Annotated in this window: 11 protein-coding genes; 10 read left to right on the top strand and 1 reads right to left on the bottom strand. The window is 42.2% G+C overall.

The genetic code is table 11. The features are described from left to right. The first annotated feature begins 689 nt into the window (after positions 1-689). The 10 genes from AC5JL8_RS12965 (at position 690) to AC5JL8_RS12920 (ending at position 9,784) form a co-directional block, all read left to right on the top strand. Complete coding sequence (locus AC5JL8_RS12965) at positions 690-1,202, top strand: DUF2808 domain-containing protein (RefSeq protein WP_495880183.1); 513 nt, start codon at positions 690-692, stop codon at positions 1,200-1,202. 138 nt (positions 1,203-1,340) lie between these two features. Then, complete coding sequence (gene rpmH / locus AC5JL8_RS12960) at positions 1,341-1,475, top strand: 50S ribosomal protein L34 (protein WP_190602644.1); 135 nt, start codon at positions 1,341-1,343, stop codon at positions 1,473-1,475. Positions 1,476-1,501: 26 nt separating this feature from the next. Further along, positions 1,502-1,924 (top strand): ribonuclease P protein component, encoded by a 423-nt coding sequence (rnpA, locus tag AC5JL8_RS12955; RefSeq protein WP_495880182.1) that lies wholly within the window; start codon positions 1,502-1,504, stop codon positions 1,922-1,924. Next, entirely contained in the window at positions 1,911-2,300 is a 390-nt protein-coding gene (locus AC5JL8_RS12950; protein WP_495880181.1) for a PH domain-containing protein, read from the top strand. Before rnpA ends, AC5JL8_RS12950 begins: the two co-directional genes overlap by 14 nt. 258 nt (positions 2,301-2,558) lie before the next feature. Further along, positions 2,559-3,704, top strand: coding sequence for a membrane protein insertase YidC (gene yidC, locus AC5JL8_RS12945; RefSeq protein WP_495880180.1), 1,146 nt, complete (start codon positions 2,559-2,561; stop codon positions 3,702-3,704). Positions 3,705-3,706: 2 nt separating this feature from the next. Continuing rightward, positions 3,707-4,222: a Jag family protein gene (locus tag AC5JL8_RS12940; protein ID WP_495880179.1), complete on the top strand. Its 516-nt coding sequence runs from the start codon at positions 3,707-3,709 to the stop codon at positions 4,220-4,222. Between the two features lie 116 nt (positions 4,223-4,338). Continuing rightward, positions 4,339-4,845 carry a YceD family protein gene (locus AC5JL8_RS12935; protein WP_495880178.1) on the top strand — a complete coding sequence of 169 codons (507 nt, stop codon included), beginning with the start codon at positions 4,339-4,341 and terminating at the stop codon, positions 4,843-4,845. Positions 4,846-5,680: 835 nt separating this feature from the next. Beyond that, positions 5,681-7,192 carry an AAA family ATPase gene (locus tag AC5JL8_RS12930; RefSeq protein ID WP_495880177.1) on the top strand — a complete coding sequence of 504 codons (1,512 nt, stop codon included), beginning with the start codon at positions 5,681-5,683 and terminating at the stop codon, positions 7,190-7,192. Between the two features lie 224 nt (positions 7,193-7,416). Continuing rightward, positions 7,417-7,932 (top strand): SH3 domain-containing protein, encoded by a 516-nt coding sequence (locus AC5JL8_RS12925; RefSeq protein WP_495880176.1) that lies wholly within the window; start codon positions 7,417-7,419, stop codon positions 7,930-7,932. Positions 7,933-8,221: 289 nt separating this feature from the next. Further along, positions 8,222-9,784, top strand: a complete 1,563-nt coding sequence (locus tag AC5JL8_RS12920) for a peptidoglycan-binding domain-containing protein (protein ID WP_495880175.1) — start codon at positions 8,222-8,224, stop codon at positions 9,782-9,784. Between the two features lie 67 nt (positions 9,785-9,851). On the opposite strand, the gene sbcC is transcribed toward AC5JL8_RS12920, so the two are convergent. Next, the gene (sbcC, locus tag AC5JL8_RS12915; protein WP_495880174.1) at positions 9,852-12,878 is read right to left on the bottom strand and encodes an exonuclease subunit SbcC; all 3,027 of its coding nucleotides are present in this window, start codon (positions 12,876-12,878) and stop codon (positions 9,852-9,854) included. Between the last annotated feature and the right edge of the window lie 267 nt (positions 12,879-13,145).

Here is a 13,145-nt window from a genome sequence, read left to right as displayed (position 1 = left end):
TTATAGTGCATAGGCGGGGACTAGCAGCCATTGCTTTTTCTAGTAGATTGAACCTTGAAGTTTCCTCTTTCACTCTCTATTTCCCAGGCAAAGCCTCACTTTGCCGCTTGCAGATGTCACAATCCCAGATAATTGCAAATAGGCTTACATACTACTGCACATCCTATGTTGATTCCCAAATGTTGCGTCTTTGTCTTCAGCTTCTTTTAGGGATTGAAAAATTTTGTATTCCTTTCTTACATACTGCAATATGCATCTAATTACAAAAGCTTGATAAATTTTCAATTGATTTTTAATGATTACTATTTTTATCCAAGCTGGTTTTAATTAATCTAGCCCAAGATAACTGGCGATCGCTGGTTATATGGTTCAATTTTTATAACAAAAACCTTACAATTTAGATACACTTATACATATTCAGAAACACAATCAAATTTCCCTAGTGTTTCCATTTTGTTGAAAATTGACTTAGGCATTGACAAAATAGTTAGGCCGTAAAGCTAGGGAGTTTTTTATAAAGTTAGTTGCTAAATTTACTAAGTATTATACATCCAATCTCTAGAGCGCATGGCACTTTTTATTTCTATTTAACGTCCATTCTGAGAAAGTCAGTAGTAAAGTTTATTTACGAAGGCTAAACTTTTAGTTATTTAAATAACCAACATCCTATCTGGTGGAGGAGCCTAATTATGCGACGTTTACTTTCAACTTTAGCTGTAACTAGCTGTCTGCTAACAGGATTCCAAGCAATAACCTGGGCGCAAGGTTTACCAGGATTAACACTTTTTAGCGGGGTCAAAAGCGAAAATCAGCTGCCATACCGCTTAGATTTTGGCGGACAGGCTAATAACTGGGATAGGTATCTACTAAGGATCCCAGCCAATAAAATGAAGTTAGCCGTTGCTCAATTTGCTATTACGTACCCTGATTATTACAAAGGAAGTTTTGACCCCAAAGGAATTGAGGTCAGAGTCAAAGACAAAAAAGTGCCTCTTTCGGAAGTGAAGTGGAATAAAGAAGCTGGGTTGATTGAAATTTTTCCCGAAGAGCCAGTACCAGCAGGTAGTAGGGTAGAGTTGGTGTTATCTAACGTGAAAAACCCTGCATTCGGTGGAGTTTACTATTTCAACTGCCAAGTTCTTTCCCCTGGTGAAGTGCCACTATTGCGTTACATGGGAACATGGGTTTTAAGCGTTAATTAAACTGTTATCAGTGGTTAGTTGTTGGCTGTCGGTCTGTTAACTAACCACTGAATCTGCCGGAATATCATTGTTTGGCTGTAATAATGATATAATAAGAGATTGTGACTTTTTATAAATATCACCTAAGAGGAGAAAAGTATGCAGAGAACGCTAGGCGGCACTTGCCGTAAGAGAAAAAGAACCTCTGGTTTTCGTGCCAGGATGCGGACACCAGATGGAAGAAACGTCATCAGCGCCAGGAGAAAGAAAGGACGGTATCGTCTCAGTGTTTAGGGGTTTATTAGGCTAAAAGAGCAAATGTGGCTTTGCCCAAGGCGAATCGGCTAAAATCCCGACAAGATTTCCAGGCAGTTTTCCGGGAAGGAATTCGGCGTCATGGCTCTTATTTGACATTGAGGGCCTTACGTCCGTCATTTTCCGGCAACCCTTCTTTGGATGCTGCCCCCAAGAATATAGAGCTAACTGATGCAGCATATCTTGCCAGCACACGCATTGGCATTTCGATTAGCACAAAAGTTAGCAAGCGTGCAGTAGTTCGCAACCGAATAAAACGGCAAATAGCAGTAGCTTTGTATCAGTTATTACCTAGATTGTCACCAGGATGGCGGTTAGTGGTAATTGTGAAACCAACAGCAGCAGAACGAGAGTGCGTAAGCCAAGAATTTCTGCAAGAATTAGAGCAGTTGTTAGCACAAGCTGAGGTACTCAATGGGTATTCGTGAAGATATTTATTATGAGGGTGGCCCCCATGTTGGAGATTTAATTCTCAACCTGCTGATTGGGCTGACCGTCGTGGGGATACCGTTGTCAGTTGGGGCAATTGTCAGGGCATTGTGGCTACGCTACCGCATTACAGATCGTCGGATTTCTGTGATGGGAGGTTGGATGGGACGCGATCGCACTGACGTAATTTACTCAGAAATTGTCAAAATCGTCAAAGTTCCTCGTGGTCTGGGTATTTGGGGAGATATGGTGCTAACCCTGAGAAATGGTAGTCGTTTGGAAATGCGAGCTGTTCCCAATTTTCGGGCCGTCTATGACTACATTAATGAAAGAGTTGCTGCAAAAAATCCTCAATACACCACTGCTGCTAAGTAGTTAGACAGTGCTGAGTTTTGAGTCCTGAGTAATGCTCCATACAGGCGCAAACAGTTAATAATCATTAAGATAAGATAACTCGGCCAAGTAAATTGAGTTTTCATCATCCCTGACTACCTACTCACTCATTACTCAAAACTCAGGACTCAGCAATTTGAATGTGCGGCTATCCGTAGTAAATGATAGTCGCGGATAAATCATGATTTAGATAAATTAGATTCAGTTCAGTTTACAGTACCTCAGGTTGAATTCAGAATAATGGATTTTGGTATCGGGTTTCTCTCGAACAACGTGATGCTGCCAATCATAGACTTTTTCTATGGCATAGTGCCTAGCTATGGATTGGCGATCGTTGCCTTAACATTGATAGTCCGCTTTGCGCTCTATCCCCTGAGTGCTGGTTCGATTCGGAGTATGCGGCGGATGCGGATTGTGCAGCCTCTGATGCAAAAGCGGATGGCAGAAGTTAAAGAGCGTTATAAAGACGATCCGCAAAAGCAGCAAGAGGAAATGGTCAATGTCCAAAAAGAATTTGGCAATCCACTTGCTGGCTGTTTGCCACTGCTGTTGCAGATGCCAGTTTTGCTAGCGCTGTTTGCCACTTTGCGGGGTTCGCCATTTGCTGGAGTTAACTACAACGTCAACCTGCAAATCTTTCCCGCCGAACAAATCGAACGAATTCAACCCCAAGCTTTTGCTACTCCTCCCCAAAATATTTATATTGCTGATGGGGAACATACCCGCATTACTGCTATCCTCCCTAGCGGTAACAAATTAGCAGTAGGAGAAAAGACCAAGATACAATATCAAACCCTGGAAGGCAAACCATTTCAGGTACTCTTGGCGGAGCATCCAGAAAATAAGCTGTTTCCCGAATGGAAAGTTACTAAAGGGGAAGACAGAATCAAAATTGATGCTGACGGTAATATAGAAGCCTTACAGCCCGGAGATGTGACCATTCAAGGCACTATTCCGGGGCTAGCAGCAGATAAAGGATTTTTGTTTATCGATGCCTTAGGTAGGGTAGGCGCAACTGATCCCGACGGCACAATCCACTGGGATATTGTCGCTATGGTTATCTTCTTCGGTATCAGTCTTTATGTGAGCCAAATTCTCTCTGGGCAAAATTCTAGCGGTGGCAATCCACAGCAGGAGACAGTCAACAAAATTACCCCAGTCATCTTTTCTGGGATGTTTTTGTTCTTCCCCCTGCCAGCTGGGGTTTTGATGTATATGGTAATTGGAAATATCTTCCAAACTCTGCAAACTTTCATTCTCTCGCGCGAACCCTTACCGGAAGAACTGCAAAAAATTGTAGCAACCCAGGAAAAAGAAGCAGCAACGGCAGAGCAGAAGGCATTGCCCTTCGAGCCAAAAAGTTCTAAGAAAAAGGCTACAAATTGATCATGAGCAACAGTCCCATGCAGCGAGGGCAGCAGTGGTTAAAAACACTGCTGTTACTTACTGGGGTATCTGCTGAGGTTGAGGGTAATTTAGAACCTGCCCAACCTCAGGGCGGCGACTCCGAAGAACCGGATAATTATTGGTTGACTATTAATGAAACGAACCTCAACCCAGAACAAATCGGAATTTTGATTGGTGCTGATGGTTCGGTGCTAGATGCAATTCAGTATCTAGCTAATTCAGTCCTCAACTTAAACCAACCCCAGGAAGAGCAAGCCTCTTATACTATTGAATTGAATGGCTACCGCGTCAAAAGAGAAGCGGAAATTCGGGCATTAGCAGAAGCTGCATCCCAAGAAGTAAGAGCTACAGGTAAAGAAGTAGAAATCAAATCGCTCAGTTCTGCGGAACGCCGTCAAATTCACACTTTTTTGAAGGAGTTTGGCGATTTGGAAACCTTCAGTCGCGGTAAAGAACCACATCGTCATCTTGTGGTTCGTCCAGCGATCGCACCGTAAAGCCTACTTGAGTGCAAATCTCTTCTGTTGTTAAAAGCTAAAATAAAGTTGTAACATCAGCAAAATTGCTGGTAAATAGCATAATTTTCGTTTCGTGAGGATATCTCACAAATCCTATGGACGCAATTTTTATTCCGCAGCTAACTAAAGCCCCGGAGCGGACAGAGGAAATTCAAGTTAAGGATTTTCTGCCTGGCCTGGAAACGTTAACGCCTGTTCGTGGTCTCATCCGTGTACAGCATCAAGGTAATTACTTAGAAGTTTCGGGGCAGGCAGAAGCAATTATTACTTGTACTTGTAACCGCTGCTTACAGCAATACAATCAGCGTTTGGTAGTCGATACCACGGAAGTCATCTGGTTAGATGAAACAGCTAATCAAGCACAAGACTTGCCTTTAGAAAGGGAAGTAGCTGTGGAAGATTTGGTAGAAACCCTACCACCTGATGGTTATTTTTATCCCAGTGAATGGCTGTACGAGCAAATGTGCCTAGCAATCCCCCAGCGTCAACTTTGTAACCTCAATTGCCCAGGTATTCTTAGTAGCGATGCTAGGAGTTCGGAAGAGTCGATTGATAATCGCTGGGCTTCGCTGGAAGCGCTGAAAAAGCAACTTCCGGGATAGTAAACTTTGTCAATATGCCATTTGGTACGTTATGGCGCAATTAATTATTTAGTTCTAATAAGACTACAAGAGAGCGCCTAACGTACCCTATAAATATTTCTAAACTAAGTTTGGAAATATTTACTGATATTAAATTGGTAATGCCAAAATGAGTCCGAGAAGAAAGGATAGAAATATAGCAATCCAGAATCACTCGTGAGAAAATGCTGAGATAAAAATCTTTATTTAACAAGCTTTAGAGGCTTTATTCATTCTCACGTATCATTTAGGACTGCTATAGTATTTTTCTTGGATGGATATCTATAGTTACTAAAATTAATAATTACTTGCCCAATATTTCAACATTAGCCTGTCCAAATTGCCATCAACTAGGAGTGGATTTTCAATATGTAGGGGATTTGCAAACAAGGATAGGCTAGATGGTAATATGATGTCCATTTTGTTTACATGGAATACATATTTCCAAGGTGAGCATTCCCATACAAGCTCAGGCTCTTGATTTTAATGTGTCGGCACAATAAATTTTAAAGCGAATCCCAAATTTTTTTCATGTAAAGTCAGATTATTAAGAAAAAAATATAAGTTATATCTAAACTATTAGAAAAAACTTTGGACAGAGCAAATATAGATGCGATCGCTTTGCTTGAGATCCTTCTTTCACAATCACCATCTGTGTTGAAATTGATCTATACACTGCTGGCTAGATGGTGCGATCGCTTGAGCACACTCTACTTTTTGATTTTGAGATGAAGCGATAACATCACAGGAAGTGGGATTTTGTTTAAAGAAAGTTGTACATTGCGTTCAATAGCAACTAACCACTAACAGCTACTTTATGAACTTCCGCGAAGAGTTTAAACTGCTGCTACGTGCCCGCTACCCTTTGATTTATATTCCCACCTTTGAGGAAGAAAGGGTAGAAGCAGCGATCCGGGAAGAAGCAGCAAATCAAGGCAATCGCCCAGTGTACACCTGGGATTTTGTCGATGGCTACCAGGGTAATCCTAATGATGCTGGGTTTGGGAGACGTAACCCCCTGCAAGCTTTAGAATTTGTGGAGAAATTACCAGCCTCTGCGCCAGCAGTGTTGATTCTACGAGACTATCATCGGTTTTTAGAAGATGTGGCGATCGCCCGTAAACTCCGCAATTTAGCTCGACTTCTCAAGTCGCAACCGAAAAATATTGTCTTGCTGTCGCCGCGTATTGCTATTCCTGACGATTTAACCGAAGTGCTGACAGTTGTGGAATTCCCCTTACCCGCCGCCGCCGAAATTAAAACGGAAGTGGAACGTTTATTACAAGTTACTGGTAATTCCCTTGGTGGCAAAGTTTTGGATGACTTGGTGCGCTCTTGTCAAGGGCTTTCAATGGAAAGAATTCGCCGAGTTTTAGCCAGGGCGATCGCTACTCATGGCGAACTGCAACCCGAAGATGTGGATCTAGTTTTAGAAGAAAAACGCCAAACTATTCGCCAAACGCAAATTTTAGACTTTTACCCCGCCACCGAGCAAATTTCTGATATTGGCGGACTCGATAACCTCAAAGATTGGTTACTGCGTCGGGGAGGCTCATTTACTGAACGCGCGCGACAATACGGATTACCGCACCCCCGTGGCTTAATGTTGGTGGGTATTCAGGGAACTGGAAAATCTTTAACAGCAAAAGCGATCGCCCATCATTGGCATTTACCTTTACTGCGCCTAGATGTAGGGCGGTTATTTGGTGGTTTAGTAGGGGAATCGGAATCCCGCACTCGCCAAATGATTCAAGTAGCTGAAGCTTTAGCTCCCTGTGTTTTGTGGATTGATGAAATAGATAAAGCCTTTTCCGGACTTGGTAGTAAAGGTGATGCGGGAACTACTAGCCGCGTATTTGGCACTTTTATTAATTGGTTAGCCGAAAAAACCTCACCTGTATTTGTCGTTGCTACCGCTAACGATATCCAAGCCCTACCACCAGAAATGCTGCGTAAAGGGCGATTTGATGAAATATTCTTTGTCGGTTTACCCACCCAAGAAGAAAGAAAAGCAATTTTTAACGTTCATTTATCTCGACTGCGCCCGCATAACTTAAAAAGTTATGACATCGATAGGCTAGCATATGAAACACCTGATTTTTCTGGAGCCGAGATTGAACAAACTTTGATTGAAGCGATGCATATAGGATTTAGCCAAAATCGAGACTTTAGTAATGATGACATTTTAGAAGCGGCCAGTCAGATTATTCCTCTGGCGCGGACTGCTGTGGAGCAAATTCAGCAATTACAAGAATGGGCTGCTGCTGGGAGAGCGCGTTTAGCATCGAAACACAGCCCTTTGAGCGAAACCTTTGGCAAGCTACGCTAATGATAAAACTTACACAGTGATCAGTACTCATCAAGGGTTTGGATAAGGGGTTTAGGGGTATAGGGGTGTAAATATTTAAAATCCCTACACCCTTACACTCAATCTCAACAGACAACCTTTGTGCGTAAGTCCCGAATGAGTTAGTCTAAATTCCAAAGTCAATAGTGGATTTTTAATCATGAATTACTATGGACTATTCACTATTAGAAATGAGGTTATAAATTATGCTTTCTGGCCTACTAAAATTTATACTTGGGTTTTTCTTGGCGATCGCCATCTTAATAGGTAGTGGTGTTGCAGCTGCACTTTATTTTATGAATCGAACTGCCATACCCCCTACCAAACCGATTTTTGCGAATGATCATCCCGCGCTTAGAACTCAATCTCCAAAAGCAACCGTAGTAGAAGCTACAAATACTTCTCAGCCTGAACCATCTTCTAGCCCAACACCCTCTGCCAATCCTACTGAATCCCCCAAAGCTCAGGAATCGCCAAAACCATTACCGCCAGGAGCTTATCTAGGAACAGTTACTTGGTCTCAAGGTTTAAGTTTGCGTGCAGAACCAAAACAAGACGCTCAACGTGTTGGTGGAGCGGCTTTTAATCAAAAAGTTGTCATTTTGGAAGAAAGTCAAGATAAAGCTTGGCAAAAGATTCGCCTAGAAAATGGTGAGCAAGAAGGTTGGGTAAAAATAGGTAATACTAAAAAAATTGAGAATACTGAGGAAGCACAACAATAACAATAGTTACGTAAAAAGGCTGCGATTAAATCGCAGCCTTTTTTTAAATAAATTGCAATATTTCAAGTAATTTACCAAAAACAGCAATAATTTGCCCTCTCATCTAAATATCTACTGCTCACATTAGTTTTTGACGATTAACAAAATATTACCTAGCCTTTACCTTAAATAACAGACAAATCTCTATAACTAATGTAAAATTATTTACTTTTATTTAAAAACATACTTAAAATAATATCGGAAAACTCTGTATTAAGTAACTTTTATTACTCGATAAAATAGTAAATCTATGGGAACTATTGGTTATCTGCATCTCACCTTAGCCTATAAACCAACTGAAAGCCTTGAGGTTGTTCCTGTCCAAGTTAATTTTAGATTCTTGAATTGGATAAAGCTGTCTAGCGCGTTTGGGATGCGTTTTTTATCTGTAGCGTTGACCATGACACTTCTGAGTGTAGCTGGGCAAACTTTAGCACTTGAGAAAGTAGGAAGTAATGGAACTGAAGTAGCAAACATCCAAAGGTGTTTAAAAAAAATAGGCTACTTTCGTGGCCCAGTAAACGGTCAATTTGGCCCCTTAACCCAGCAGGCTGTTACCGCTTTCCAGCAAGCTAAAAGATTACCTGCTGATGGGGTTGTCGGAAACAGCACTCAAAGCGCACTGCAACAAGCGTGCCAGACTAGAACCTCTACTAATGTACGCAGTCATCTGCAATTGGGTAGCAGAGGCCCAGAAGTCATCAGGCTACAACAGCGTTTGCAACAGTTAGGCTATTTTAATGGCCCAATTACGGGCTATTTTGGGCCACAGACGCAGCAGGCATTGATTAGATCCCAGCAATCTTCTAGAAGTCGTACTAATACTGTTGTTCCGGCCAGAACTAGACAAGCAACACTGAACGCAAACCAAGGTGGTGAATATCCTACTCTCTCTGAAGGTAGCAAGGGCGCAGCAGTGACTAGGTTGCAACAGCGCTTGCAGCAGCTAGGTTATTTTAATACTACTGCCACTGGTAATTTTGGACGAATTACCAGTGATGCTGTGATTGCATTTCAGCGAAATTCTGGCATACCTGCAAATGGAATTGTGAATCGACAAACTTGGAATAGACTACTGGGTTATTCTCAGACTAAAATTCCAGCTACAAGCAGTATTCCTACTCAACAAGTAAGAGAACTACAAGAGTATTTAGCGGATCTGGGGTACTTGAAAACTAATCCCACTGGCAACTTTGGCCCTATGACTAGAGATGCTCTCATCCGGTTCCAGCGAGATTACCAGCTAGCTGTTGATGGGGTAGCTGATGCACAAGCTTTGCAGGCAGTACGAAGCGTTTGGCAAAATAGATATGCTAATAATCCGCAAGTTCAAGTAGCTCAATCACCTACAATTCAAGTAGCTCAATCGCCTAGAAACTATCTGACTATAGGCGATCGCGGTGAAAATGTTAAAGCAATTCAAGAGCGTTTGTTGCAATTAGGCTTCTTTAACGCCAATCCTGATGGCTATTTTGGTGAAAACACTAGAGCGTATGTCTATGCATTCCAGCAATATTCTCGGCTCAATCCGACTGGGGTTGTAGATGCACAAACTTGGCAAGCATTAGGGTTAAATAGCTCTGCGGTGGATAATTCTGCTATTAATAACAACAATCGCTATGTAGTAGTAGTGCCTATTCACAATGCTGAGACTTTAAATAAAGTACGTCAGTATATACCTAATCCGGTTGTGGAGACATCCAGTTTAGGAGATTATGTAAATGCTGGCAGATTCGGCGATCGCGCAGAGGCAGAAAAAGTCTCTAAAATGTTACGCTCTTATGGTTTAGACGCACGGGTAGAATACTTTTAATTGCTGCTAAGTCAGTGAATAGTGGACAGTAGTTAGTCGCGCTTTTTGTTACTAACTACTGTAATTTTTAAGTTAACAAATGCAGCTGAGAACCTTGCTGGTTTTTACTAACTTCGATACGGGCTTGGAAGGCTTCTTTGAGGTGGGGCATATGGGTAACGGTGAGAATGCAAGCAAAATCAGATGCGATCGCATTAATCGCTGCAATCAAGCGATCGCATCCTTCTGCATCCTGTGTGCCAAAACCTTCATCAATAATCAATAACTGCAACGCCGCTCCCGCCCGTTGCGCCAATAACTTCGCCAAGGCTAAACGAATGGCAAAGTTAATTCTAAAGGCTTCCCCACCAGAGTAAGTTTCATAAGCTCGCGTTCCTCTAGCATCGGCAATTAAAATATCTAAGGTGTCTATCAGCTTGACATTTTTCTTCGTTGACTTGCCACTCCGCCCAGCTTTTTGAGTAATAAATTGTACATGCAGCTGATTGGCACTAAGTCGTGAGAGCAGTTGATTTGTTTCGGCTTCTAGCTGTGGCAAGACATTCTCAATCATTAATGCTTGGATACCATTTTTACCAAATGCCTGCGCTAATTCCTGATAAACGCGATGTTGCTGCTTGCAAGATAACAACTGCTGTTGCTGTTGCTCGTACTGAGTTTGCAGTGTTTCTAGATGCATAGCCAACTGTTCTAAACGCCCCAACTTCGCTATTTGTTCATCAAGTTGCCGTCTGCGTGTCTGAAGTTGTTGCTCTAAAGCTTGAATTTGAGCAGTTGGGTTGGCAGTTTCTTCTAACTGCTGTTTCATGCTTTCGATTTGGCTACCAAGTGTTTGCCGTTCAGCTAATCTAGCGTTTTTGGCAGCCTCTAACTCTTGCAATCTGGCTTGGAGTTGAGGATACTGCTGCTGTGCGGACAACATTTGTTGATAGCGTAACTGCCAAGATTGAGCTTGGCGTACAGCCATACGGAGATGATTGTGTTGCTCTGAACTGTAGCCAATCTCGACAATGTAACGATCAAGGGCAGCTATTTGTTTGGCACACTCAGAATCAGTTTGCTCTTGCTGGATTCGAGCTTGTAATTGAGCAATATTAGCTTGTAATTCCGGCTTGCGTGCTGTTAGTTGCGCTTGCCGCTTGCTAGCATCTTTAATCTGCCCTTGTTTAATCTCTGCCCACCGCCAGCGTTCAACTTCGCTACGAGCCAGGGCGTGATTTTGTTCATTGTAATTTAATTGTTGCAGATATTGGTCTAGCTGGTGCAGTTCCGACTGTTTATCTGGGGCGTAATCACCTACTTGTAGCGATCGCTCTAGATGTTGTTTCTCAATAGCAATTTGTTGTAGCTGTTGTTGAACATCGCTGTTAGCCTCTAACTGTGCTGCCAACTGTCCTCTTTGTTCGCGCAAGGTATCGTAAGTTGCCAACTGTTGGGATATTTCTCGGTATTCTTGCCTAAGCACCTGAATTTCTCTATCTGAGACAGCCATCTGTTCTCGGACTACCCAAAATTGTCCTTGGGTATCCTTCAACTCTTCTTCAGTTTTTTGGACTACCCGATTCCAGTGATGTTCATCTAGAGGACGCTCACACAATGGACAAAGAGCGTTAGGGTTTTGGAGCATTTGCAGTTTTTGCTCTAGTTCTCCTAACAGTTTTTCATAGTCCCGTTGGTGAGCTTGCAACCGTTCAATAAAGTGACGTCTCTCCTGTCCTTTTTCTTGCACTCGTTGCAGATAAACCCGCTTTTTTTCCAATTCTTCAATTTGGATGGCCACATCCATCACTGCTTGTTGCAGTTGTGGTTGGCGACGATGCTGGCGTTGCAATTGGTTTTCTGTAGATTCTAGCTGTTCGATTCGTGCTACCAAACCAGCTTGTAACCGATCGAGTTGGCTTTGTAAAGTTGCCCTTTGTTGCAGCAAGGGAGACACTTGCATTTGCAATTGATCGAGATGAGCAACACGTTGACGCGCTGCGGCTAATTGTGCCAAACCAGCTTCTACCTCAGCTGACTTGGTAAGAGTTTGCTGAATTTCTCGCTCTTGTTGCTGTAACGCTTCTAATTGAGCTTGGGCTTGTTGCAGCTGCCGTTCAATTTCATTAATTTGTTTAGTAAGCTGCTGTTGCTTTTGTTGGCGATTTTGTTGAGCGCGAGTGTAGTGTTCAAATTTGCTAGCAAAAGCTTCTTCTTGAGATTGCAGACTTTGATATTCAACGTATCCAGCTTTGATCTCATCTGCTTGATTTAGTATGCCTTCTAAATCTGATAACTGACTTTTAATTGCTAACTGCTCTTGTTGCAGGCGATCGCAGTCTTGGGTAAGATTTTGGTATTGCTGCCTCACAAAACTGAGTTGTTCTACTTTTGTTTGGCGCTGGTGCTGCACAACTTGCAAACTTTGTAATTGAATATTCTCAAAAGCTTGCACTTGTTGCAGTTGGTTAAGTTCTGCTTCTAACTCGGCTCTTTGCGTCTGAGTTACCTCACGTTGTTGCAGTTGAGTTTTCATCGACTCTAAAGAACGCTCTAACTCCTCCCCCCGTGCTTTAAACTGACGGGAGGACTCTTTTGCCCGTTCTTCCAAATCATCGTACTGATTAAGCTTCAATAACTCTGCTAAAATTTCTTTGCGTTCAGTGGGACGCTTGAGCATGAATTCATCTGCACGACCTTGACGCAGGTAGGCAGAATTAATAAAAGTATCGTAATCGAGCTTGATATGTTCTAAAATCAAATCCTGTGTTGCCCTGACTCCTTTACCTGTCAACGGCCGAAAACCAGAGGGTGTTTCAATTTGAAATTCTAGGACGCTAGCCCCACTCCGCACACGGGTGCGAATCACCCGGTATTTTTGCTGATTACTTTGGAATGTGAAATCAACCCGAACTTCTTTAGCTCCCGAATGGATAACATCGTCTTCAGATGTGGCGCGGCTTTCGCCCCAAATTGCCCAAGTAATAGCTTCTAGAAGCGATGACTTACCCGCACCATTGGAACCGCAAATACAAGCTGTATGCAAACCGCGAAAATCTAAAGTTGCATCACGATAACTGAGAAAATTTTTAAGGATTAGTTGTACTGGGATCATTGAGGCTATAAGGCCACATATACTTTTAATAATTAACAGTACAGATGCACTTCTTGTTAGTCTAACTATCTAAATATCAGGATTCTAGCCTGTAAGACTTCTATTTTACAAAATTTAACAATGTAATCAACGGTTTTTTCTTGTTGCCTGAAGGATTTTTGTCAAGTTCAAAGAAAAAATAAACCTCCTTTGGAGATTGACCGATATTTATCCTTGCTAACTAAGAAAAAAGCTTAAGCAGAACAGCGACTAACGAAGAAAGGGAAA

It is taken from the genome of Mojavia sp. (assembly GCF_059505145.1).
This window is presented reverse-complemented; position numbering and strand designations above follow the sequence as displayed.